This window comes from Virgibacillus natechei (assembly GCF_026013645.1).
Taxonomy (GTDB): domain Bacteria; phylum Bacillota; class Bacilli; order Bacillales; family Amphibacillaceae; genus Virgibacillus_L; species Virgibacillus_L natechei.
Genome location: NZ_CP110224.1, coordinates 2397651 through 2420477, shown reverse-complemented (window position 1 = coordinate 2420477; position 22827 = coordinate 2397651). Strand labels below are relative to the sequence as shown.

Annotated in this window: 25 protein-coding genes and 1 pseudogene; 13 read left to right on the top strand and 13 right to left on the bottom strand. The window is 37.1% G+C overall.

All coding sequences use genetic code 11. From position 1 onward, the window contains the following. Nucleotides 1–518: 518 nt before the first annotated feature. Complete coding sequence (locus OLD84_RS12565) at nt 519–1967, bottom strand: amidase (RefSeq protein ID WP_245301520.1); 1449 nt, start codon at nt 1965–1967, stop codon at nt 519–521. A gap of 101 nt (nt 1968–2068) precedes the next feature. On the opposite strand from OLD84_RS12565, the gene OLD84_RS12560 reads away from it, so the two are divergent. Further along, nucleotides 2069–2509, top strand: coding sequence for a DUF86 domain-containing protein (locus tag OLD84_RS12560; RefSeq protein WP_209462705.1), 441 nt, complete (start codon nt 2069–2071; stop codon nt 2507–2509). A gap of 232 nt (nt 2510–2741) precedes the next feature. After that, nucleotides 2742–3524 (top strand): TIGR01457 family HAD-type hydrolase, encoded by a 783-nt coding sequence (locus OLD84_RS12555; RefSeq protein WP_209462706.1) that lies wholly within the window; start codon nt 2742–2744, stop codon nt 3522–3524. 17 nt (nt 3525–3541) lie between these two features. On the opposite strand, the gene OLD84_RS12550 is transcribed toward OLD84_RS12555, so the two are convergent. Further along, complete coding sequence (locus tag OLD84_RS12550; protein ID WP_209462707.1) at nt 3542–4054, bottom strand: phosphatidylglycerophosphatase A family protein; 513 nt, start codon at nt 4052–4054, stop codon at nt 3542–3544. Between the two features lie 93 nt (nt 4055–4147). Between OLD84_RS12550 and OLD84_RS12545 the strand changes: the two genes are divergently transcribed. Next, entirely contained in the window at nt 4148–5122 is a 975-nt protein-coding gene (locus OLD84_RS12545) for a protein kinase family protein (protein ID WP_245301521.1), read from the top strand. 36 nt (nt 5123–5158) lie between these two features. After that, nucleotides 5159–6121 carry a 2-hydroxyacid dehydrogenase gene (locus tag OLD84_RS12540; protein ID WP_209462708.1) on the top strand — a complete coding sequence of 321 codons (963 nt, stop codon included), beginning with the start codon at nt 5159–5161 and terminating at the stop codon, nt 6119–6121. A gap of 205 nt (nt 6122–6326) precedes the next feature. Here OLD84_RS12540 and OLD84_RS12535 read toward each other — a convergent pair whose 3' ends face one another. Continuing rightward, the gene (locus OLD84_RS12535; RefSeq protein WP_209462709.1) at nt 6327–6551 is read right to left on the bottom strand and encodes a NifU family protein; all 225 of its coding nucleotides are present in this window, start codon (nt 6549–6551) and stop codon (nt 6327–6329) included. Nucleotides 6552–6694: 143 nt separating this feature from the next. Here OLD84_RS12535 and OLD84_RS12530 point away from each other — a divergent pair. After that, nucleotides 6695–6793 (top strand): annotated as a pseudogene (locus OLD84_RS12530) (DUF1462 family protein); the annotation flags it as partial. A 434-nt stretch (nt 6794–7227) separates the two neighbouring features. Next, complete coding sequence (locus tag OLD84_RS12525) at nt 7228–7584, top strand: HesB/IscA family protein (RefSeq protein WP_209462710.1); 357 nt, start codon at nt 7228–7230, stop codon at nt 7582–7584. A 417-nt stretch (nt 7585–8001) separates the two neighbouring features. On the opposite strand, the gene OLD84_RS12520 is transcribed toward OLD84_RS12525, so the two are convergent. Further along, nucleotides 8002–8985 (bottom strand): NAD(P)/FAD-dependent oxidoreductase, encoded by a 984-nt coding sequence (locus OLD84_RS12520; RefSeq protein WP_209462711.1) that lies wholly within the window; start codon nt 8983–8985, stop codon nt 8002–8004. A gap of 323 nt (nt 8986–9308) precedes the next feature. On the opposite strand from OLD84_RS12520, the gene OLD84_RS12515 reads away from it, so the two are divergent. The 3 genes from OLD84_RS12515 (at nt 9309) to OLD84_RS12505 (ending at nt 11703) form a co-directional block, all read left to right on the top strand. Continuing rightward, nucleotides 9309–10529, top strand: coding sequence for an NAD(P)/FAD-dependent oxidoreductase (locus OLD84_RS12515; protein ID WP_209462712.1), 1221 nt, complete (start codon nt 9309–9311; stop codon nt 10527–10529). Between the two features lie 98 nt (nt 10530–10627). Then, complete coding sequence (locus tag OLD84_RS12510; RefSeq protein WP_209462713.1) at nt 10628–10939, top strand: YuiB family protein; 312 nt, start codon at nt 10628–10630, stop codon at nt 10937–10939. A 59-nt stretch (nt 10940–10998) separates the two neighbouring features. Further along, nucleotides 10999–11703, top strand: a complete 705-nt coding sequence (locus OLD84_RS12505) for a 3D domain-containing protein (protein ID WP_209462714.1) — start codon at nt 10999–11001, stop codon at nt 11701–11703. Between the two features lie 41 nt (nt 11704–11744). Here the strand turns inward: OLD84_RS12505 and OLD84_RS12500 are convergent, their stop codons facing one another. The 3 genes from OLD84_RS12500 to deoD form a co-directional block, all read right to left on the bottom strand. Beyond that, entirely contained in the window at nt 11745–12218 is a 474-nt protein-coding gene (locus tag OLD84_RS12500) for a divergent PAP2 family protein (protein ID WP_209462715.1), read from the bottom strand. Nucleotides 12219–12333: 115 nt separating this feature from the next. Next, the gene (locus tag OLD84_RS12495) at nt 12334–12927 is read right to left on the bottom strand and encodes a biotin transporter BioY (RefSeq protein WP_209462716.1); all 594 of its coding nucleotides are present in this window, start codon (nt 12925–12927) and stop codon (nt 12334–12336) included. Between the two features lie 90 nt (nt 12928–13017). Next, nucleotides 13018–13725 (bottom strand): purine-nucleoside phosphorylase, encoded by a 708-nt coding sequence (gene deoD / locus OLD84_RS12490; protein ID WP_209462717.1) that lies wholly within the window; start codon nt 13723–13725, stop codon nt 13018–13020. Nucleotides 13726–13941: 216 nt separating this feature from the next. Here deoD and OLD84_RS12485 point away from each other — a divergent pair, with 216 nt between their 5' ends. Next, nucleotides 13942–14205 carry a phosphocarrier protein HPr gene (locus OLD84_RS12485; protein ID WP_209462718.1) on the top strand — a complete coding sequence of 88 codons (264 nt, stop codon included), beginning with the start codon at nt 13942–13944 and terminating at the stop codon, nt 14203–14205. 91 nt (nt 14206–14296) lie between these two features. On the opposite strand, the gene kapB is transcribed toward OLD84_RS12485, so the two are convergent. Then, complete coding sequence (gene kapB / locus OLD84_RS12480) at nt 14297–14689, bottom strand: kinase-associated lipoprotein KapB (protein WP_209462719.1); 393 nt, start codon at nt 14687–14689, stop codon at nt 14297–14299. Between the two features lie 278 nt (nt 14690–14967). On the opposite strand from kapB, the gene OLD84_RS12475 reads away from it, so the two are divergent. Both OLD84_RS12475 and OLD84_RS12470 read left to right on the top strand, forming a co-directional pair. Then, nucleotides 14968–15171, top strand: coding sequence for a hypothetical protein (locus OLD84_RS12475; protein ID WP_209462720.1), 204 nt, complete (start codon nt 14968–14970; stop codon nt 15169–15171). 105 nt (nt 15172–15276) lie between these two features. After that, nucleotides 15277–15846, top strand: coding sequence for a superoxide dismutase family protein (locus tag OLD84_RS12470; protein ID WP_209462721.1), 570 nt, complete (start codon nt 15277–15279; stop codon nt 15844–15846). 76 nt (nt 15847–15922) lie between these two features. Here OLD84_RS12470 and OLD84_RS12465 read toward each other — a convergent pair whose 3' ends face one another. From OLD84_RS12465 to OLD84_RS12445, 5 genes are all read right to left on the bottom strand, one after another. Then, nucleotides 15923–17092 carry a MalY/PatB family protein gene (locus OLD84_RS12465; protein ID WP_209462722.1) on the bottom strand — a complete coding sequence of 390 codons (1170 nt, stop codon included), beginning with the start codon at nt 17090–17092 and terminating at the stop codon, nt 15923–15925. Between the two features lie 233 nt (nt 17093–17325). Beyond that, the gene (locus OLD84_RS12460; RefSeq protein ID WP_209462723.1) at nt 17326–18672 is read right to left on the bottom strand and encodes a glucose-6-phosphate isomerase; all 1347 of its coding nucleotides are present in this window, start codon (nt 18670–18672) and stop codon (nt 17326–17328) included. A gap of 160 nt (nt 18673–18832) precedes the next feature. After that, nucleotides 18833–19207 carry a S1 domain-containing post-transcriptional regulator GSP13 gene (yugI, locus tag OLD84_RS12455; RefSeq protein WP_209462724.1) on the bottom strand — a complete coding sequence of 125 codons (375 nt, stop codon included), beginning with the start codon at nt 19205–19207 and terminating at the stop codon, nt 18833–18835. A gap of 95 nt (nt 19208–19302) precedes the next feature. Then, the gene (locus OLD84_RS12450) at nt 19303–20310 is read right to left on the bottom strand and encodes a potassium channel family protein (protein WP_209462725.1); all 1008 of its coding nucleotides are present in this window, start codon (nt 20308–20310) and stop codon (nt 19303–19305) included. 103 nt (nt 20311–20413) lie between these two features. Further along, entirely contained in the window at nt 20414–20968 is a 555-nt protein-coding gene (locus tag OLD84_RS12445) for a thioredoxin family protein (protein WP_209462726.1), read from the bottom strand. Between the two features lie 125 nt (nt 20969–21093). On the opposite strand from OLD84_RS12445, the gene OLD84_RS12440 reads away from it, so the two are divergent. Further along, nucleotides 21094–22149, top strand: a complete 1056-nt coding sequence (locus tag OLD84_RS12440; RefSeq protein ID WP_209462727.1) for a M20/M25/M40 family metallo-hydrolase — start codon at nt 21094–21096, stop codon at nt 22147–22149. The last annotated feature ends 678 nt before the right edge of the window (nt 22150–22827 follow it).

The window sequence follows — 22827 nt, the reverse complement described above, 5'->3', positions numbered from 1 at the left end:
CAGAAAAACACTACGCTTTCCGTGGGCTTGAGCTCAGCCACCTCGGAAAAAAGAAGTTCGCTTTTTTCCTGCGGGGTCTTCCCACTGCGCTTTCCCACAGGACAAGGAAGGCTACGGCAGCATTGCATCGCACGAAGAAAATTGGTTTGTATTTTCGAGGAGTCTCCGTGTTTTTCCTCCGCTAGTTAGTCTTATCATCATATTTATTCATTATTATCAACCGTAGATTTTAGTGTTGTTCTTACCTTATTTTATACAACTAGCAAAAATTTATTAATTTTATTCGTGGTTGTTTCATTAACGAGGGAGCAAGAGTGTAGGAACTGCTTTACACTGGTCTAATGTTATTGAAGTACTGGATCAAGAAGAATATATTAAAGGATAGAATTATTTATAATATCAAACAAAGGGAACTTGAAATGATGAATTAGTTGATATGGCAGAAAGGCTACCATTGAGTAATGAAAAAAAGTAATCCTATAAAATTAGAGGATCACTTTTGTGTTTATGCCTTGATATTAGACGAACTGGAGCGAATGGACTGGATCACTTTGAATATAACCACCAAATTTTTTCTCCAGTATTTTCCCTAATTGAAACAGTGCGTCTTCATTTCCAATGGCGCTCATCACTTGGATGCTTATTGGCATGTTATTTTCATCTGTACCAACAGGGATGGTTAAGGAGGGTAATCCCCATACATTTGCGTAAGCTACATAAGGCATATACGCTAACACTGTTTTACGAATGGAGAAAATCTCCTTATATACCTTCCCATGATGAAGTGCACCTGAATGATATACAGGAAAAATTAGTAAGCGCTTATCCAGATACGTAGCTAAATCAGTGTCCCCATTGTGGATAACCGTCTCTATTTCCTTTACCCTGTTCTTGGAAGGTTTGAATAGCTTGGAGCCAAGAAGCGCCCAGGATAAATAGGGGTGGATCGTTGTTCTTTGGGTTAATTTTTCTTTCAAATAAGCCTTCAACACATTTGATCGATCATTGTTAAACGCTTCATTTTGTACGAGTTTGCTACCTTGTATGGACATAATCTCCTGCCATAATAGCGCACTATCCTCGAAGAACGGAGGCACCCTTCTAGTCGTTGAGTGGGACACCGTTAAAAAATTTTCGATCTGGTCGAGAATCTCTTTTGTACTTTCTGATAGTGGGTAGTTTGTATTACCTGGTAAAATTTCAATTTTAAAATCCTGCAGTGTAAGCGTAGACATTGTATTATTCGCTATAATACGATACATAAGCTCCATGTCTTGAACCGATTTCCCCATTGGTCCCATTGCTAGCATTCTTTTCTGCAATGGATGGTAAATGGCAGGAAAGTGTCCAACAGCTGAAACTTGATCCATCCCGGGCTTAAAGCCGATGACGCCATTAAAATGACTAGGGAAACGTATAGAACCACCAATATCCGAGCCAATTCCTAATGCAGATCCCCCCGCACTAAGCAGCGCACCTTCTCCACCACTTGAGCCACCTGCAGTTCGGGTAGGGTCCCATGGGTTATTCGTTCGCCCGTATAATTTATTTTCTGTTTCCTGGCAAAAACATAATGCAGGAGTATTTGTTTTACCCAGTATTATCGCACCTGCTTCTTTTAACAGGCTGACCACTTCTGCATCATTTCTAGCTATTAAATCCTGCCGATGTTCAAGTCCACCAGTTGTCTTCATATTAGCCACATGAAAAGATTCTTTCACACTGATAGGAACACCATATAATGGTTTATTCTCGATATTTTCGTTATTATCCACAACATTCGCTTCCGTTAAGGCTTCCGCAAAACGATCCTCTACAAGAGCATTAATACTGGGATTTATTTTTTTTATTTGCTCTATATAGGTAGTCACAGCTTCGAGGCTTGTTATTTCCCCATTCTGAATCGCTTTAGCAATCGACGTAGCATCCATGTTAAGAATGAATTCGGATATTTTTAATACCCCCATAAAATTATTTAATCTTCTATAACTATACCATATTACCTACTTTTATTCATTTGAAATATGTTATTATAGAGGGACTAGTATAGGAATTGGAGGTTTTACCTATGTATTTTGTTGATCAAAGTAAAATTGAACAAACACTTTTATATATGGAAGAAATAATTCAGGAGTTGAGCCTTCATCGTTATGAATCATTGGTGGAAAAATTAAGCTTGGAAAGAATGGTTCATGTATTAATTGAATCAACGCTGGATGTAGGTAATATGATGATAGATGGGTTTATTATGCGCGATCCAGGCGGGTATGAAGATATTATTGACATTTTAGTCGATGAGCAAGTGTTGCCCCGAGAAGAAGAGCAAACCTATAAAGAGATCATACGGTTACGCAAAATGGTTGTGCACGACTATATAGCAGTAGATCATGACAGATTGAAAGAAGTTATTTTTGCAAATAAGCATACTATTGAAAAGTTCAGTACACATATAAGGACCTATTTAGATAATGAATTTGGAGTTGCGAACGCATTTTCAAATGAGTCATGAGGTGATGAGAAATGAATAAACGTACGCCTACAAAGCAAAAGCTCCTACATATTTAAAAAAAGAAAAAGAGCTTACAATTGATGGGATTATGGAGTATTTCACTATCACGGAAGTCGCTGTAAGAAAGCCATCCATTACACATACCTGCTATAACCAAGGGAGATAATGTTTGTAAATGGACAGGGTGGTATCGGAGTCATTTTCTTTTCTAACAGGGAAAGGAGGGTATAACTTGAAGGAATATAAAGGCTATTTAATTGATCTTGACGGGACAATGTATCGAGGAAATGAGACGATTGATGGAGCCTCAGCGTTTGTAAATGCTTTGCACCAGCATGACATTCCTTATTTATTTCTTACCAATAATTCGTCAAAAACTCGTGTAGACGTTTCTGATAAACTTAATAATATGGGAATAAAATCTACACCTGATGATGTTGTAACGACGAGTTTAGCAACAGCGAAATATATTAAACAAAAAAAATCAGACGCACGTTGTTTCGTTATTGGTGAAGAGGGTATTCATCGTGCTTTAGAAGAACAAGGGCTAATCATTACGGAAGAGGATTGCGATTTTGTTGTAGTTGGAATCGATCGCCATGTAACGTATGAAAAATTCGCCAAGGCATGTATAGCAGTTCGTAAAGGGGCTACGTTTATATCAACAAACAGTGATGTTGCTATACCAACAGAGCGTGGTCTTCTACCGGGAAATGGGGCGCTCACTTCTGTAGTTGCAGTAAGTACTGGAATCACACCGATATTTATTGGAAAGCCTGAAGCAATCATCATGGATCAGGCGCTAGAGATTCTAGGAATGGCGCGAAACGATACATTAATGGTAGGAGATAATTATAATACGGATATTCTTGCAGGAATTCATGCAGGTATCGACACCTTAATGGTATTCACTGGTGTTACTTCCTACGAACAAATGGAGGGAGTAGTAGAAAAACCTACCTATCACGTGGAAAATTTAAAGGATTGGATCAAAAATATAAGGAAGAGCATATGAGCTCTTCCTTATATTTTTTAATCATCTAATTCTGTGTCCTCGACAGTGCTATGTGCAAGCCTACTTGAAGCTGCCGCTGCAATGGCTCCGACAATATCATCTAAAAATGTATGAACTTCCCCTGTCGATTTATCATTTAATCGTTTCAAAATTCCAGGTTTTTGTTTGTCAATGTATCCATAATTTGTGAATCCAATAGATCCATACACGTTTACGATAGATAATGCAATTACTTCATCTATGCCATATAAACCTTCATCGGTATCAATCGTTTGTTGTAGGGGCTGCTCCAACATCTTTTGCTCGGCCAATTTATCCAGTTGTATTCCTGTTAAAACAGCATTTTGAACTTCTCTTTTTGTTAATACACGATCAACATTATATCTACATTCATCCATACTTAAATCTTCGTGGTATTTTGATTGTAAGTAATAAACAAGCTCTGCGATATCTTCTAACTTGACACCGCGCTCAGTCAACCATGTCCTTGCTTTTAATTCCAATTCACTTTGTTTTCTTTTGTTTTCCACTATGATCACCTTTTCTTTTTAAAATTTCAGTTAAGAATTACTTCCTGTACTCATACACTAATAATATAAAAGCAAATGGGGAGGGAGATAATTTTGCCTTTGAGAGACTTTCTTGCTTCATACTACGCTATACAGAGCGAAGAAAAATGGTTAATAGATGGTAAAGAGGGCTATAAACAGGGTGAATATGTTTATTTTACCATTCTTATGGATAACAAGGAAATTATTTACATGGAGCAAGCTGCACTTGCCTATTACCTTGTTGAAAACGGATATACTCATACTGCTATCCCAATTCCAAATGTACAGGGAGAGTGGTTCAGTTCCTACCAGGATAAAACGTATATGGTATTACAAGTAAACCACATTCAGCCAGATAATAATGGATCGAAAGGGAAATTATTGGCTGACTTTCATCGAATAGGTTCAGCATATAGCTACGAACCACAAGAGATTTCAAGTTATGGTGGATGGAAGCAATTGTGGGTTGATAAGTTAACTGTATTTGAAACGAAAATAGAAAAAGAAGCGTTGGATAATTCCTCAGCCTATTATCGATTAATGATGGATACTTTACCGTATATTATAGGAATCAGTGAAAATGCAATTCAATATATCGGAGAGAGTGAAAAAGATTACCGGTTTCATGAGTCGGATCAAGGCAGTATTGCATTTAGAAGGTATGCCAATAATTTATCTAGTCCAGTAATGTGGATGAATGAATTGGTATATGACCATCCAATTAGAGATTTGGCGGAATATATTCGCTTGCTAATCTTGGATAATACAGATCAAGAAGCAATTGTAACCCTGTTAAATGACTATCAAACCATTAGACCATTGTCCGTTTTCAGCTGGCGCTTATTGTATGCTAGATTGATTTTTCCTATGCATTTATTTGACTTCATCAGCGATGGCTTCATCAGACAGGACTTGGATCAACTCCATAAAGAATTTGTAATACTACTCGAAAAACAAGTGAAATATGAGGAAACATTGCGTGATTTTTTTACCATTGTAAGTGTTGACAATGATGCCCTCCACATCCCTGTGTTACACTGGTTGTAACAAGTAGTTTTGCTGAACTTATTAGGGGGTATCAATATGACAAAACCACGCATTTATATTACTAGAAAAATTCCTGCTGAACTGGTGGAACCTTATGCGAATCAATTTGACATTCGAATGTGGGAAAAGACGGATGAACCAGTTCCAAGAGATATTTTGCTTCAAGAATCGAAGCAGGCTGATGGACTTTTATGTATGTTAAGTGAACGAATTGATAAGGATTTCTTAATGGAAAATTCCCATTTGAAAATTGTGGCTAATATGGCGGTAGGTTATGATAATATTGATGTTGATGAAGCAAAGCAACAGGGGATCACGATTACGAATACACCTGATGTCTTAACAGAAACAACTGCCGACTTAACATTTGCTCTATTAATGGCAACCGCTCGCCGTATTGTTGAGGCGAGCAATTATATAGAGAAAGATCTATGGAGAAATTGGGCTCCTTATTTATTTGCGGGGTCTGATATTCATCATAAGACGATCGGAATTGTCGGTATGGGGAGAATTGGTGAAGCAGTTGCTAAGCGCGCAAAAGGATTTGGAATGTCTATTATGTATCACAATCGCTCACGTAAATATAAAGTAGAAAAAACGCTGCAGGCAACCTATATGGATTTTAATGAATTGTTAGCGAAATCGGATTTCATTGTTTCTCTTGTTCCTTCAACAACGGAGACAAACGAATTATTCAATCATGATGCATTTCAGAAAATGAAGCCTACATCTATTTTCCTTAACGTATCACGTGGCGCTGTTGTTGATGAAGATGCACTATATGAAGCATTACAAACAAAGCAAATAAAAGCAGCTGGCTTGGATGTATTTAAAGAAGAGCCAATTCGAGCAAACCATCCACTTGTAAAGTTAGAGAATGTTGTAACTTTGCCACATATTGGCTCAGCTACTACTGAAACGAGAACGGATATGGTGAACGTATGCTTTGAAAATATTTCGGCTGTATGTAATGGACTCGATCCAAAAACCCCTGTGTGAAATAAAAAGGCTCTTTTCGTAAGTGTTTTATTTCTATAAAAGACGATGTAACTACCAGGTTGATTTCCACTGCGTACAGTCGCTGCAAAAGAATTGTCACTTCGTCGTCTTTTTATATCAACTGCGAAGATTACGGTGAAAAATAAAAAAGCAGACATACTCTGATAAGAGCTGTCTGCTACCATTATTATATGTGTTTAGTCTATTAAAATACTTGTTCAATTTCTTTAACGCCTGGAACTTCGGCCACTAATGCACGTTCGATTCCAGCTTTTAACGTAATAGTAGAACTTGGGCAGTTACCACAAGCGCCCATGAGACGAATAAGAACAATACCTTCCTCATCAACATCAACTAATTCCACATCTCCACCATCACGTAATAAAAATGGACGAAGTTTGGTAATTACCTCTTGTACTTGTTCTTCCATTATTCATCTTCTCCTTCCTATACCACAATTATAAAGGGTATTGATAAAAAAATCTATCTAAAATTATTATTTCAGGAACTTAGTTGATTATAGTTTATCTTTTTACGAAGGTTTTGTAAAATAAAAGTAACTAGGTTTATATGATGGATACAAATAAAGTCATGATTACAATATATGGTGCTGAACAAATATGTGCTAGCTGTGTAGGTGCACCAGGATCCAAAGATACTTATGAATGGCTATAGGCAGCGATAGGACGTAAGTATTTTGGTGTGAAGTGGAACGAACTTTCATGTTTTGGCAAAGAGGATATTTGTCCATTTACAAGGTGGCAATACAATGATCAATGGAGTAATAAAGTACAAAGTGCAACTAAGCCTTTTGCCGTAAAAGCTTGCACTCCAAAGTATAAGGGTTTTTAGAAAACTTGGCTTATCGCCAATCTTTTAATGGCGATAGCCAAAGCCCGCACTTATGCAGTAAGAATTAGCTGCCTAATAAAGCAAAGAACGCTTTCTAAGAATCCCTTTAACAAAAGCTAAGTTTTCTAAAATAAATGGACTGAAATAATTGAATAATTTCTCTACAGTTTGTATACTTATAGTAATAGGTATGAATAAAGGTATACATGCTGATAAGTTATCTACTAATAGGTGAAAAGAGGAGGGTCTGTGACATGGCCATTACGATTACAGATAATGCTGGCGAACAAATTAAGGAAATGATGAAAGACGAATCTGCTGAAGCCCGGTTACGCTTTGGAATTAAAGGTGGAGGTTGTAGCGGACTGTCATATTCATTAGGTTTCGATTATGAAGTGAATGAAGAACTGGATATAGCTGAAGAGATAAATGGAATACCAGTAGTATTCTTTTCACAGGATGTTCCGATCATAGAAGGAACACAAATAGACTTTAAAGAGAATATGATGGGTGGCGGATTCAGTATCGATAATCCGAATGCTATCGTATCATGTGGATGTGGATCGTCATTTAAAGCAAAAGAAAGAGAAGGATCACCTGGCGACTGTTAATTGGGATGATGTTAGGATATTAATAGGGTGTTTCAGCCTTTTTTATAATTAATAATTTAAAAAGAGCCAGAGCACTGGGGTTTTCCAGGCTCTGGCTCTTTTTTTCGCTCCAGTGCTCAATGTTTCCTTACTTATTGATCCGTCTCTAAACAGTCGCCTCAGCTTTTCACTGTCTAGCTTCGGCTTCTAGAGACTGTCGTCATAAGCAATGAACACTTCAAGCACGGTAACCCGTGTGCTTTACGGTTCCTTACTTATGCGTCCGTCTCTAAACAGTCGCCTCAGCTTTTCACTGTCTAGCTTCGGCTTCTAGAGACTGTCGTCATAAGCAATGAACACTTCAAGCACGGTAACCCGTGTGCTTTACGGTTCCTTACTTATGCGTCCGTCTCTAAACAGTCGCCTCAGCTTTTCAATCTAAAACATGGCTGTGGAGTGTTTGGGTTGGATGCGTGCTTTGGGATCAATGTATTGTTTGGCGTTGTTAATAGCAGTTGGGCCTTCGCCAAAGCCTGTTGCGATTAATTTCACCTTTCCGTCATAGGTACAAATATCGCCTGCTGAATAGATACCAGGAATATTGGTTTCCATTTTTGAGTTAACTACGATACTGTTTTTCTCAATTTCAAGTCCCCAGTCTTTAATTGGTCCTAGCGATGAGACGAATCCATAGTTGCATAAAACGGAATCGACGTCGAGTTCTATTTGTTTATCCCCTTTTACTTCTTCTAATAGTAGTTTGTCTATCTTGTCACTCGTAACTATATCTGTTGGAACAAAGGGTGTTAGTATATCGACATTTGAAGACATGAGTTTCTCAACACTATGCTCATGTGCTCTAAACTTGTCCCGGCGATGGATAAGCGTTACCTTTTCTGCAATTGGCTCTAGCATCAATGCCCAGTCAACTGCTGAATCTCCTCCACCTAATAGTGCGACGTTTTGCCCTTTATATTGATCCATGTCCTTAACATGATAATGGAGGTTCACACCTTCAAATTGATCACATTCTCCAACGTTTAGACGTCGGGGTTGGAAGGCTCCATTACCCGCCGTAATAATAATCGTTTTCGTATAGTGAACTTCTTTATTAGAAGTAAGTTTAAACGTATCATCCTCTAATCGCTCTACCTTTTCAACAGCCTGCTCTAAGACGATGGTCGGGTCAAATAGGTTTGCCTGTTCCTCCAGATTGTCTACTAACTCTTGGGCACCAACCTTTGGAAATCCCGCAATATCATATATATGTTTCTCTGGGTATAGGGCAGTTAGTTGACCACCAGTGTGTGGCAAACTTTCAATAATCTTCACACTAGCTTGACGCATTCCACCATAGAAAGCAGTAAATAAACCAGCAGGCCCAGCGCCAATTATCGTGACATCGTATACTTTGTCTGACAAGGAAATCCCCCCAATTCTTCAATCGTAAATTGTACGACATTCCTATAATATCATAAACAAATAGCTATTGTGTATCTATCCGTTTGAATCAGGGGAAAAGATTACTATTGCTAATTATTAATTTTTAAAAATAGGGTTGAAAAATAGGGAGAAAGAAGCTAGTATGGTCAATGGATATATTACAATTGTGTAACAAGAAAATTAAAAGATGACTTTTTCTATTTTTAATCTGTTTGTGGACAAACGTTTTAATTTCATATAAGTAAAAAATGTCACATATGAATTATTTACCTGGAAAAAATTATAAATGGAAGTGATAAGAAATGAATAATCCAAATATAGTGATTTTGGGTGCAGGTTATGGTGGCATGATGACTACTACTAAATTACAGAAGTCACTAGGTGCGAACGAGGCGAATCTCACACTCGTTAATATAAATGATTACCACTACCAAGCAACTTGGCTGCATGAGAATGCAGCAGGTACATTACATCATGATCGCACACGAATTCCTATTAAAGAAATAGTTAACACAACGAATAAAATTAATTTTATTAAGGATAAAGTAATCTCTATTAAGCCTGCAGAAAAGAAAGTTAAACTAGAAAACAGCGAAATATTCTACGATTATTTAGTAATCGGGTTGGGATTTGAACTAGCCACCTTTGGTATTCCTGGTATAGAAGAACATGCATTTAAAATCGAAAATATTAACAGTGCTCGCTTGCTTCGTGAGCATTTGGATTACAATTTTGCTAAATATCATGATGAACAAAAGAAAAGGGAGGCTCGCTTGAACATCGTAATTGGTGGTGGAGGATTCACTGGTATTGAATTTGCAGGTGAATTGGCGAACCGTATTCCCGAACTATGTGAAGAGTATGACATTGAGAAAGCGCAAGTCCGTATCATCAATGTAGAAGGTGCTGACACGGTATTACCAGGATTTGACCCTCAGCTTGTGAATTACGCAATGAATTCACTGGAGGCCAGAGGAGTTGAATTTATAACTGGTGCAATGCTGAAAGAGTGTAAAGCTGCTAGTATTGTCTATGAGAAGGATGAAAAACAAGTAGAAATTCCAACAATGACCACAGTCTGGACGGCAGGCGTTAAAGCGAACTCGATCGTTGAAAAATCTGGCATGGAAACAAACCGCGGAAAAGTAGAAGTCCGTAAAGATATGCGAGCCCCTGATTACGATGACATATTTGTTATCGGTGATTGCGCCGTTATTATGGATCAGGAAAGTGGAAATCCATACCCACCTACTGCACAAATTGCTATCCAACAGTCTAATGTAGTTGCACATAACGTAAAATCTCTTATTAATGGGGGAGAGATGGAAGAATTTGAACCAAATCTCCTTGGAACCGTTGCATCTTTGGGGAACAATGATGCAATCGGTATGGTTATGAATAACCGGAAACTATTTGGCTGGAAAGCTACTGTCATGAAAAAAGTGATTGATAATCGTTACCTGTTTAAATTAGGTGGGATTAGCTTATTAATGAGAAAAGGTAAATTTAATCCTTTCTATTAGATGATTGAAAAAGCAAAGGCAGACAGCTGTCTTTGCTTTTTCTTTATTTTATTATAAAATGAATGTTGTATATATTAGAGAGTAAAGGAGTTGCAACATTGATCCAACTAATTGTTTCTGTATTATTGTACTTTGTTATATTTTTTGGTATAGCTTTTATACTAAATATGCTTTTAAGAAGAACATGGCTGATGGCTTGTTTATACCCAATTATCGTAATAATGATTGTGGACAATTTATCAACATGGGAGTATTTCACTAATCCTGGAGAAGCTTTTTCAACAGCCATTACCAGATTCACGGAAATCACCGCAGTTGATGTAACGATATTGTTGTCTGGATTCGCAGGTACAATTGTTTCCGGGATCGTAATTAGAATTCTACGTAAGAGCGGCTACCAAATGTTTTAAATGTTATATGAATAAAACGATGAATGATTGGAAATGATGACATCCAGAGAGGTGTTAAAATGAAAATCAAAAGTTTTATTCGAAGAACTGGAATGTCTTTACTGTTTTTAGGCGCATTTTATATGACGGTAAGTTCCATTTCAAATGTAACGTTAACAGATTTACATGTATCTGGAGCGACAACAATGCATGTATCTCACAATCCTACTTACACATCTGAGGCTAATCAACCAGCTAAATATAGACAAACGGCATTAAAAGAAAAAGGGTTAAACACAATCGAGAAGAGACAGACGTACATTTCCAGTGATGAAATTGAAGGGCCAGAAACATTGGAAGAAGCAGTGGATTTTGAACAATACCCTACTGCTACCGTGGAGGCAACTGGCTATACTGCTGGTGTAGAATCTACTGGGAAAACACCTGACCACCCACAATATGGCGTCACTTTTTCTGGTGTACAAGTGAAACGAGACTTGTATTCTACTATAGCTGCCGATTTGAGCGTTTATCCAATTGGAACGATAATGTACATTCCAGATTATGGTTATGGTGTGGTTGCTGATAAAGGTAGTGCAATTACTGGAAATAAAATTGATTTATACTACGACACAGTCGAAGAAGTTTATTCTGAGTGGGGTAAAAAAGAAGTTGAGGTTTACGTTGTAGAGATGGGTGAGGGAACATTAACGGAAGAAGCACTTGTCGAATTGAATGAAGATGAAGCACTACAAGTATTTAGACAAGAAATGGCAGAAAACTAAAAGAGTAACAGACTTCCAATTATAGGGAGTCTGTTACTTTTTTAATACATTTGAAAGAGAAGCAAAGCAATGCCAACACCGGACAATCCACCGAAAAACACTTCAATTGGTTGATGTCCCAGTATTTCTTTTAGCTCCTGTCGTTTTTCATATTCCTCTTTTTTGTTCCAATCTTTGGCACCATCGATAAAGTATTGGAAGTCTTTTATTAATTTGTTTAGAGCAACAGCCTGTTCACCTGCATGTCTACGTACTCCTGTTGCATCGTACATGGTAATGATACTGAAAACGAAGGAGATAGCGAACATGATTGAAGTTACACCTTCGAGGATCCCCACACCAGTAGTTAATGCTGTAACTGCTGCGGAATGACTGCTTGGCATACCCCCACTGCTGAATGCTAGGCTTGGTTTAAACTCTTTTGTTAAGATTAATCCAATAGGAACTTTAATAACTTGTGCAAAAATAATTGCTGTTATCGCAGCCGTTAACGGAAAGTTTAAAAACAGATCCATATAGCGTAAAAACATCCTTCCTGCTATGCATTCCTTGTAATAGGGCTACATTTCTTTTTAATTGCTATTATTTTATCACATTGATCAGATAAGCACATGTAAAACAAATGAAGGTCTATATTCCTGCTTCCAACCAACGTGCTGGAATACGCTTGGCTATATTGACCATGAATGAAGCGGATAAACAGGCTAGTGCTGTGTCTTTTATCAGAAAAGGAAACATTCCGACCCAAGCAAATGCGTAGGAGATATTGAGTTCCAACCATGTATTCATGGCCAGCCACATATAAGATATCCCAATTCCATAGTTAAAAACTAAACCAATTATACAGGCGGTAACGTAAACATATATAGAATTATTTTTACTTCGTTCTGCGATCAAACCGACAAAGAATGTAACAAAAATATATGAAATAATAAACCCGCCTGTGGGGCTGATTAATACCATAGGCCCCGCTTTAAGGCCTGCAAAGACAGGAAGTCCAGCTATACCGATAAGCATATAGGTAATCATTGTTATGGCTCCAAGCTTTTTTCCAAGAATTAGTCCTGCCAAAAGAGCAAAGAATGTCTGCAAGGATAAAGGTACAGAAGCTCCACCTATTGGGATAGTCAGGAATGGAAACCAAATCGAAATATTAGCGCCAATTGCCATTAGACAGACAAATACGGCACCAAATGTTAAATCAATTGGACGTAAATTTATCATAAAAATATCCCCCTTTATGTTGATCGTAAGTCAGAGGGGGGACTATTGTCAACTTGAATTTTAGAAGGGTGACAATAATGGTTGCTTCATTTATTTCAATGCTGCGTCCAATGCAACTTCCATCATTTCATTAAATGTTGTTTGGCGCTCCTCAGATGACGTTTCTTCGCCAGTTAAAATGTGGTCAGAAACAGTTAATACGGATAATGCTTGACGGTCGAATTTTGCAGCTAACGTGTAAAGTGCTGAGGTTTCCATTTCAATGGCAAGGACTTTATACTTCGCCAACAATTCATTAATTTCTTGTGCATTGTCGCGATAGAATGTATCACTTGTAAATACATTACCTACACGTAGGTTCATTCCTTTGTCGACACCGACATCATATGCGTTTTTTAGTAGATCAAAGTCAGCGATTGGGGCATAGTCAATACCCCCAAATACCATGCGGTTAAGCTGTGAATCCGTAGTAGATCCTTGTGCGAGAATAACATCACGAACGTTAACGTCTTTCTGAATAGCTCCACATGTTCCGACACGAATTAATTTTTGGACATCATAGCTTTGAATTAACTCATTTACGTAAATGGCAATGGATGGAACGCCCATTCCTGTTCCTTGTACGGAAATTCGTTCTCCTTTATATGTGCCAGTATAGCCATACATGCCACGGACTTGATTATACTGCGTTACATCTTCCAAGAAAGTCTCTGCAATATAGGTTGCTCGCAAAGGGTCTCCTGGTAATAGAATTTTATCAGCAATTTCACCTTGTTTTGCACCAATATGAACACTCATTCTAATTCCTCCTAATGCTACTCATTCAAAAATAACGTTATCATAACGATTTATTAAAAACAAATATATAATGGGATATAGGAGAATTTAGTAGTTTTTTGTTTCAAAAATGCGTATTATTGTATATAATATAGATGGTTAACTTTTCACTAGTAAAGTGGATAATGTACTAAAAATAGTACATAAATAGAAAATAGATTTGAAAGGATGTTATATATGAAGGAACAAACATTTACAATAACAGCAGAAACAGGCGTACATGCACGTCCAGCTACGTTGTTAGTTAACAAAGCAGGTCAATTTGAATCAGAAGTTGAGGTTTCCTATAACGATAAAAAGGTTAATTTGAAATCCATCATGGGTGTCATGTCACTAGGAATTCCCAAAGGGGCAGAAATTAAAATTACGGCAACTGGATCTGATGAAGAAGAAGCGATCCAAGGCGTTAAAGAAGTAGTTACAGAACATTTAGGTGAATAAGAAGAAAAGCTAGAGGATATCCTCTAGCTTTTTTTCTGCACTACACACCTGTGTCTGTAAGTATTGACTTAGGCTATCCGTGTTAATTTATTTAATAGTAATTTTTTTCGTAATGTTTCTCTTCTAGTTCTATTAATGTTTGCAATGCTTTCTTATTAAATGCTGTCTCTTCGGTTGTAAGTTTTTCTTTATAGGATTCTACGGCTTGCTTTAATGATTTTCCGTAAGTAGGAACCCCTTCATCAAAAGGCTTTGCTGCAGGTTTTTTTACATTCATTTTTTCATGTGGGGCTAACGCTTTACGTTCGTGGAAGAATACGTCCTCCACTTCACCGGGATTATGAAGGTCACCCTGCATGGGATGTTTCTTAACAGCCAAGACTTCGATTAAATAATGTTCTCCACGATCTTCTTTCACTTCTCCTATGTAAGTTCCGGAATTATAATGAGCACGTACAATTGTACCAATAGTAATATCTGCCAAATTTCTCAACCTCCCTTCCCTTCATTGTGCCAAAAATATAACAAATTAGCGAACATTTACTATAGTGGTTTGGTGAAAACAAAAACTTTGATATAATACTTTAAGGGGATGTTCAAAAAGTTACCAAATGATAAGCGGCGAATCTCTTCGTTGGCTTGTTTTTCCGCTACTCACGTATTAAAAGCATACGTTCCGTTGCTCAAAACTACGCCTCCTCGACCTCCTTGCTTCTAATTCGGCAACTTTTGAACACGCACTTTAAGAAGGAAGTGATAATTATGATGGAATTCTTGTATTTTCCTGAAGATAAATCAGAATACCTCCCAGCGTTTATCGTGCTCGTCATATTTATGCTGCTAGCTGTTGGAGCAATGTATCTCATTTATAAAAAATCAAAAAAAGAAGAAGAATTATTTAACGAAAAATATAGTCAACATAACATAGAAGAAGATGATGAAAATAGTTCTAACGAAAATCATTAAGAAGGGGTCCCTGTCAATTCATTGATGGGGGTCTTTTTTATGTTTATATTAGAGCCTAATTGTAGATACTAAATAGAAAAGTATTTAAAAGGAGAGGAGAATAGCATGCGGTTAATCTTTTTACTAATGATTCTCTTCATGGTCTCATGTCAAAGTGATGATCAGTCTGCAAAAACAGTGGAAATGTATAATGCCTCAGGTGATATGGTTGGAACGGCTAATTTATCTGAACAATCGGATGGTGTTGAGATAGAGTTAACACTAGAAGGTTTAGATCCTGGGTTTCACGGGATTCATGTTCATGAAAACCCAAATTGCGAAGGGCCGGATTTTACGAGCGCAGGAAATCATCTTAATCCAGAAGGGGACGATCATGGTTTAATGCATCCAGAGGGATCTCATTTGGGTGATTTACCGAATATAGAAGCGGATGATGACGGACAGGTGGAAGCAGAATTGATTATAGAAGAGGCAACACTTTTAGATGGACGGATGTCTATATTAGAAGGAGGTACATCTTTAGTTATCAAAGAAGAGCAAGACGATGGAGTTAGTCAACCAGGTGGTGATTCTGGAGCCCGCATTATATGTGGTGAGATAAAGAAAGATGATGAAGTGGATGTAGACGATTCACCGACAGATCCTACCCAATTTAATGAAGAACAAGATGAGTAGAATGTTGTATGAATGAAAGCCATGCCCTTATAAGACATGGCTTTCATTATCTTACCAGATAACGTGATTGGGAATATCACCTGTTGTTCACCGCGTCTATGATGCGTTTAACACCTTCTACTACGGTGGCTTTTGGACAAGCAATATTCATTCGCATAAAGGAATCTCCTTCTTTCCCATATTCAGCTCCAGTATTAAGACCAACTTTAGCTTTTTCGATCATAAATTTATTTAACGTCTTATTGTCCATATCGAGTCCACTGCAATCAATCCATAATAAATAAGTTCCCTCAGTTTGCGTAACTTTAAGTTCATTCGTATGATTTTCCAGCATTTCCGAAACATACGCTTGGTTTTCTTTTAGAACAGTTCGTAGTTCATCAAGCCACGCCTCTCCGTGTAAATAGGCTGCTTCCATAGCTGTGTTCCCCATCGTATTTAGCATATTATGTCCTTGTTTGCTTAGATGATCATTAAGTAAGTCTCTTTTCTCTTTATTTGACGTAATGATGTAGGAAGCTTGTAATCCAGCTAAATTAAATGTTTTGGATGGTGACATGCATGTTATGGTTTGTTCAGCAATTTCTTCGGAAAGAGATGCTATTGGAATATGTTGCTCACCAGGATAAATGAGATCTGCATGGATTTCATCTGTTAAGATAAGTACATCATATTTTAAGCATAATCTGGCCATTTCTTGTAATTCGTCTTCCTTCCAAACACGTCCAACAGGATTGTGTGGGGAACATAAAATAAAGGCTTTTACCCCTTGTTTCAGCTTCTCTTCGAAATCTGTAAAATCAATCGTATAATAATTGTCTTCTAGAACGAGTGTATTTTTAACAAGTTCTCTATCATGTTGCTCAATCATCTTGTAAAAGGGTGTGTAGACAGGTGTTTGGATTAATATTTTATCACTTGGTTCGGTAAAAGCTTGAATGGCGATATGCAAGCTTGTAACGACACCTGGGCTAAAGGATAGCCAGTTTTTATTAATATCCCAGTTATGACGTTTACGGATCCAATTTATAATAGAGTTGGTTACATCATCATCAATGATTGTATAACCATAAATACCGTGTTTTGCACGATTAACTAATGCTTCATTCACAGCTTCGGGCGCTTTGAAATCCATATCGGCAACCCACATTGGCAAAACATCATCCGTTTGGAAAACTGGCTTTAGCATGTCCCATTTTACCGACCGAGTATTTTTTCGATCATGTATTTCTTTAAATATACTCATTATTTACCCCTCCTGACGCTAGTACTATTATAACAAACATTTGAGGAAGGTTCTTAGAAAACAAATTAAAATTACCTAAAAAAAAAGCAAAGCGTTAAAAACGCTTTGCTTACAGGGGGAATACGAGAAAGTCTTACATCAATAGTATACCCCATGAAAATTTTTATAAACCATATTTACAAAAAACATTAGAAATGATACAACATGATCATTTCGTTGGCTTCTTGCTATTATTATAGTCTTTTTTCTAATTCATCTTTTTGCTTCTCAAATCCAGATTTGCCTAATAACGCAAACATATTCTCCTTATATGCTTCTACACCTGGTTGATCAAATGGATTTACGCCTAGTAAGTATCCGCTAATCGCACAAGCTTTTTCAAAGAAGTACACGAGATAACCAAATGTATAAGCATTGAGTTCAGGAACCTCAATAATTAAGTTAGGCACACCACCATCTGTGTGTGCTAATAATGTACCTTGGAATGCTTTGTCATTAATTTCATGTATTGTTTTTCCTGCTAAATAGTTTAGGCCATCTGAATCGTCTTTTTCTTCTTCGACGGTCATTTCTTTAGCTGACTTGTTAACATGGAGAACCGTTTCAAAAAGGTCACGCCTACCATCTTGCACGTATTGTCCTAATGAATGTAAATCAGTTGAAAAATTAGCAGAAGATGGGTAGATCCCTTTTTGATCTTTCCCTTCACTTTCCCCGAATAACTGTTTCCACCACTCCGCAAAATATTGTAATTGCGGTTCATAATTGATCAGCATTTCAATTGTTTTGCCTTTGTTGTATAAGATGTTTCTTACTGCAGCATATTGGTATGCCGGATTTTTAGCGAGTGTCGGTTCAGCAAAATCGCTTTTGGCAGCTTGTGCACCCTGCATCATATCATCTATCGAGATGCCACTGACAGCGATTGGTAATAAGCCGACAGCTGTTAAAACAGAATAGCGTCCACCAACATCATCGGGGATTACAAACGTTTCATAGCCTGCTTTATCAGCACTCGTTTTCAATGCACCTTTTTCTTTATCCGTCGTGGCGTATATACGATGTTTTGCTTCTTCTTGTCCGTATTTCTCCTCTAAGAACTTTTTGAAAATACGAAAGGCGATGGCTGGTTCGGTGGTTGTCCCACTTTTTGAAATAACATTAATCGATACGTCTTTATCTTGTAATATATCAAATAATTCACTCAAATAAGTAGAACTCATGTGATGTCCAACAAAAATTATTTGGGGTGCCTTTCTTTCCGTTTTCGGAAGAAGGTTTTGAAACGAATGGTTCAGCATATCAAGGGCTGCGCGAGCACCTAAATACGAGCCACCTATACCTATTACGAGTAAGACATCGGAATCCTCTCTAATCTTTTCAGCACTTGATTTTATACGAGCAAATTCCTCTTTATCATAGTTATTTGGTAAATCGATCCATCCTAAATAGTCATTTCCAGCACCTGTTTTATTATGTAAAGCTTGATGGGCTACTTGAACATGGCTATCTAAGTTAGTCATTTCCTGTTGGTCAAAGAATGTAAGAGCCTTGTCATAGTTAAACGTTACGTGCGTCATTTTTGCTGCCTCCTTTGATTGATATTCATACCATTTAACTTTACCCAAGAGCCGTCTATAATTCAAGAAAGAACTTTTACTAGATTTGTTTTCTGGTAAAAAAAGAGGCACCCTCAAATCGTATTGGTTTACCAATATCAATTTGAGAATGCCTCTTTTTTTATTTCTTAGCCTTTTTTGACTGCTCAATCCACTCTTCTAGCTTGTCTTTTAACGTATTAAAGCCGGAATCATCATTTTCATGTTGGTTTGTAGGATTGGTTTTTTGGGTTTTCGCAGGTTTTTCTGGATCCTCTTGTGTGGCACGAATGGATAAGGAAACTTTGTTCTTCGCTGCATCCACGTTTAAAACCTTAACTTTTACTTCATCACCAATTGCTAAATGTTCATTAACATCTTTAACATATCCATGTGTAACCTCAGAGATGTGAACCAAACCTTGCACTTCTTCATCTAAAGCAACAAATGCTCCATATGGTTGGATTCCTGTAACTTTTCCGTCTATTATTTGACCAGCCTCAAATTTGTTAGTCATGCTGAACAACTCCTATATTCATTTCTTTTTACACAATATAATATTTTACCATATATATTCTTAAGAGGCAAAAAAATAAATTTGATCAGCAGCGGTTACCAATTACAAATACTTATAAGAATATCTTCTTTTTCTAGTATAAAATCTGCGGATGGATTTACATGCCACTCATTATCTCGTATGAAACCCAGCAAAATATGTTGTTCCTCGCTATCTTTTAAATAGTAACTGGATGCTTCCAGAAATGTTTTTTCCTCCAAATCCTCTGTTATTTCTTGCTGACTAAATTGTTGTGTTTTTAATAGATGCAAAATAACATCAAAAGGTTTGGCTTTATCATGACTTGAAAGCTCATGATAAAGCAATGCACTCATAAAATCATTTGATTTAATAATCGTGGAGGCTCCAGCTCGTAATGCATTGTCAATTTGAATTTCAGATAAAATTTCCGCGATGATGGGGACGTCATTATTATTCCCACGAACAGCTACCGTGGTTAGAATCGTGTAATTATCTGATTGTCGTTCGTTTTTCGTTATATCAGCTGTTATAATAACACGTTTTGCTTGAGGGATATTCGCTTGTTTTAAGGTGTTATCTTCTGTGGCATCCCCGTGAATGAAATGAACAGGATAATGTTGAAAAGCGATATGATTGAGTGTGCGATCAATAAGAACAATTCGAATATCTGGATTATTATCTAACGTTATATCAAGCAATTGTCTTGTGCGTTCATTCCAGCCAATGAAAACAAGATGATCCTTTCCTTTAAACGAAATTCTCCCACTTTCTAGATCCTGCTCGCGTTGAACGGTAGTTGCTGCGAATGTCGTGATATAGAATGCAATTAACCCGCCACCAGTAAGAATCAATAAAATGGAGACAATCCTCCCCGAGTTACTTAAAGGGACGTAATCACCATAACCAACCGTTGAGGCAGTCACAATAGCCCACCATACGCCCTCGAAAATGGATGGGAACTGCTCCGGCTCCACAAGGTGGATCACACACCCATAAACAAACATCACAATAAAAATAGTGATTAATAACCTCAATATGATAGGAAGTCGATAGAAGACATATTTAAAACGTTTTATACTCATCCTTTTCACCTTTTTCGCGTTCTATATCTAAATAGTATGGACAAAAGGTTTGTAGGACTATACAAAAAAGGCTGACGCGTTTCGTCAGCCTTGGTTAAGCATATTAGCTATCTTGAAGTGTCTGTTTCATGCTCGTATATACATCATCCCAGAAATCTGTGTTGTCACGGAATGATTTTGTCGTAAAGACGAGTATTTCCTGCATTTTTTCTTTGTAATCATCGGCATCATTGGCGGGTAAGGTTTGTTTTGATTCGTCAATAAATTGTTGTACGGTATCAGCACGGGGGCCCCATTTTGCTACTTCATTTCCATTTTCATCAATAAATATAAAAATTGGAATGGAACGTGATTTTCCATTTGTTAAATACTGATCCATCAATTCCAAGTTGTCGTCACGTAGTAGTACCCTTACATCCATATATGACCGATCCGCAAGATGAAGTAAAATAGGCATATTCATCATCGCATCTCCGCACCAATCCTCTGTTAACACGATAACGCGAAGGTTCTTTTCTTTTAATGCTTTAAAAAATCCCTCATCACTTGGCAATGTGAAGTTATCATAAACATGTAAGAGATTCTCCTTATGCTTATCCATTGATTCAATATATGTGTCAGGGGACATTGCTTTTTCAAACCATTGATTTAATTCCATTAATCGTTCACTCCCACTCTGTTATTTATATATTAAATTTTACCCATTTACACATACTTAGTAAATAGATGTGCTCTTCGCATCATATTTTGCTATGATTGTACCATGTATGAAGGAGGGATAAGATGCAAAAATCAAATCAAGAATTTTTGTTAGAGTTATTACATACGCCATCCCCGTCAAGTAATGAGATGGCAATTCAAAAGAAGTGGATAAATTATGTGACGCGTTTTGCTGATGAAATAAGGACAGATAACGCAGGAAATGCCATCGGTGTATTGAATCCGGAGGCTCCTTTTAAAGTATTATTAGCTGGGCATAGTGATGAAATTGGGTTAGTAGTTAATCGGATTGATGAAAATGGCTTTCTGCATTTTGAAAAGATGGGTGGAATTAATCCAAAAGCTGCCGTTGGGATGAAAGTAACGGTGCTCGGGTATAATCAAACGGTTACTGGTGTTATCGGTGTGAATGCACAACACCATGGTGGTTTGAAAGATGACTTTGGACTAGAAGACTTATTTATCGATTGTGGATATAAAACAAAAGGGGAAGCAGCGGATTATGTACAAATTGGCGATTTGGCAGTATATAAGACAGATCCGGAAATCCTGAGGGATCGATATATAGCAGGTCGCGGATTAGATAACCGAACAGGAGCATTTATCGTAGCAGAAGTTTTAAAGCGTTTAGCAGAGAAAGGCTGCCAGGTTGGCGTGTATGCCGCAAGTACGGTTAATGAAGAAACAAACATGGGTGGCGCCTATTTTGCCGCTGCTGGTATTGAACCTGATATGGCTATTGCGGTTGATGTTACATTTGCGACAGATTATCCTGGAGTTAATAAGAATAAACATGGTGACGTTAGTCTTGAAGGAGGCCCCGTCTTAGCCAAGGGTGCTCCAATTAATTATAAAATAAATAAATTGCTAGAAAAATCGGCGCAAAAATTGAAAATGGCTGTACAATATGAACTGACGCCTCGTATGACGGGAACAGATGCAGATAGGATGCGTTTAACTGGACGTGGAGTTCCAGTATCCTTGGTTTCCTTGCCACTTCGTTATATGCATTCTCCTGTAGAAACTGCAAGCATAAAAGATATTGATGAGGAAATAGAGTTGTTAGCGACAATGATTTCAGAACTAACAGGAGAAGAGAGTTTGAATCCATTGGAATAAAAGGCTGGTAGTTCTATTGATAGACGATCGCTGGATGCTTAGCACGTAGCTAATTCAGGTATTTGCCACGAGAAGTACTAATGTCGGCTAAGGGTGTAACAAGACGTTGCTCCCTTAGTCTATTAGTGCTTTTTTATCCTCTTTTTCACATCCCCACTAATAGTAAGAAATAGATAAAATCAAAACTTTATTCAGTGAGGTTCTACTGTGTAAAAATTCTAAATTAAAATTAGATATGATTTTAATGAGTCTAAAGGCTCATTAGATAATAATTATTTACAAAACATGTACTAAATCACCTATATGAACAGCATGAAAATAATAATAAGTACTACTATTTCTTCTATTATGAAAATATATTGTTAATAATAGTTTGCTTATTAGGCCTATTTAATCATTTTTGAAAGAAAAGAAAATATTCTATGAACTAGATTTTAACTCGAAATGCTTTGTTATCAGCAATTAGATCTATTTTTAACGATAGATATATCCTAATAGGGTCTATAACCTATGAAATATAATAAGAAATATTGATACTAATTAATCAATTCTGACAACTGCTATTTATTTCGACTTTTTTCGACACCATTCTAACTTTTAATCTATTATACTTACATCAACAACTTAGATTCTAGGCATCATCACCAACATTTGGAAAAGCGACACAATTCTTGTAAA

What these genes read in the sequence shown, in the direction of transcription:
- OLD84_RS12475 (WP_209462720.1), top strand. Translation starts at nt 14,968, where the DNA reads ATGATGGAATTCTTGTATTTTCCTGAAGATAAATCAGAATACCTCCCA.
- OLD84_RS12540 (WP_209462708.1), top strand. Translation starts at nt 5,159, where the DNA reads ATGACAAAACCACGCATTTATATTACTAGAAAAATTCCTGCTGAACTG.
- OLD84_RS12505 (WP_209462714.1), top strand. Translation starts at nt 10,999, where the DNA reads ATGAAAATCAAAAGTTTTATTCGAAGAACTGGAATGTCTTTACTGTTT.
- OLD84_RS12460 (WP_209462723.1), bottom strand. Translation starts at nt 18,672, where the DNA reads ATGACGCACGTAACGTTTAACTATGACAAGGCTCTTACATTCTTTGAC.
- OLD84_RS12495 (WP_209462716.1), bottom strand. Translation starts at nt 12,927, where the DNA reads ATGATAAATTTACGTCCAATTGATTTAACATTTGGTGCCGTATTTGTC.
- OLD84_RS12440 (WP_209462727.1), top strand. Translation starts at nt 21,094, where the DNA reads ATGCAAAAATCAAATCAAGAATTTTTGTTAGAGTTATTACATACGCCA.
- OLD84_RS12445 (WP_209462726.1), bottom strand. Translation starts at nt 20,968, where the DNA reads ATGGAATTAAATCAATGGTTTGAAAAAGCAATGTCCCCTGACACATAT.
- OLD84_RS12470 (WP_209462721.1), top strand. Translation starts at nt 15,277, where the DNA reads ATGCGGTTAATCTTTTTACTAATGATTCTCTTCATGGTCTCATGTCAA.
- OLD84_RS12500 (WP_209462715.1), bottom strand. Translation starts at nt 12,218, where the DNA reads ATGGATCTGTTTTTAAACTTTCCGTTAACGGCTGCGATAACAGCAATT.
- deoD (WP_209462717.1), bottom strand. Translation starts at nt 13,725, where the DNA reads ATGAGTGTTCATATTGGTGCAAAACAAGGTGAAATTGCTGATAAAATT.
- OLD84_RS12450 (WP_209462725.1), bottom strand. Translation starts at nt 20,310, where the DNA reads ATGAGTATAAAACGTTTTAAATATGTCTTCTATCGACTTCCTATCATA.
- OLD84_RS12565 (WP_245301520.1), bottom strand. Translation starts at nt 1,967, where the DNA reads ATGGGGGTATTAAAAATATCCGAATTCATTCTTAACATGGATGCTACG.
- OLD84_RS12535 (WP_209462709.1), bottom strand. Translation starts at nt 6,551, where the DNA reads ATGGAAGAACAAGTACAAGAGGTAATTACCAAACTTCGTCCATTTTTA.
- OLD84_RS12515 (WP_209462712.1), top strand. Translation starts at nt 9,309, where the DNA reads ATGAATAATCCAAATATAGTGATTTTGGGTGCAGGTTATGGTGGCATG.
- OLD84_RS12465 (WP_209462722.1), bottom strand. Translation starts at nt 17,092, where the DNA reads ATGAGTATATTTAAAGAAATACATGATCGAAAAAATACTCGGTCGGTA.
- OLD84_RS12525 (WP_209462710.1), top strand. Translation starts at nt 7,228, where the DNA reads ATGGCCATTACGATTACAGATAATGCTGGCGAACAAATTAAGGAAATG.
- yugI (WP_209462724.1), bottom strand. Translation starts at nt 19,207, where the DNA reads ATGACTAACAAATTTGAGGCTGGTCAAATAATAGACGGAAAAGTTACA.
- OLD84_RS12485 (WP_209462718.1), top strand. Translation starts at nt 13,942, where the DNA reads ATGAAGGAACAAACATTTACAATAACAGCAGAAACAGGCGTACATGCA.
- OLD84_RS12560 (WP_209462705.1), top strand. Translation starts at nt 2,069, where the DNA reads ATGTATTTTGTTGATCAAAGTAAAATTGAACAAACACTTTTATATATG.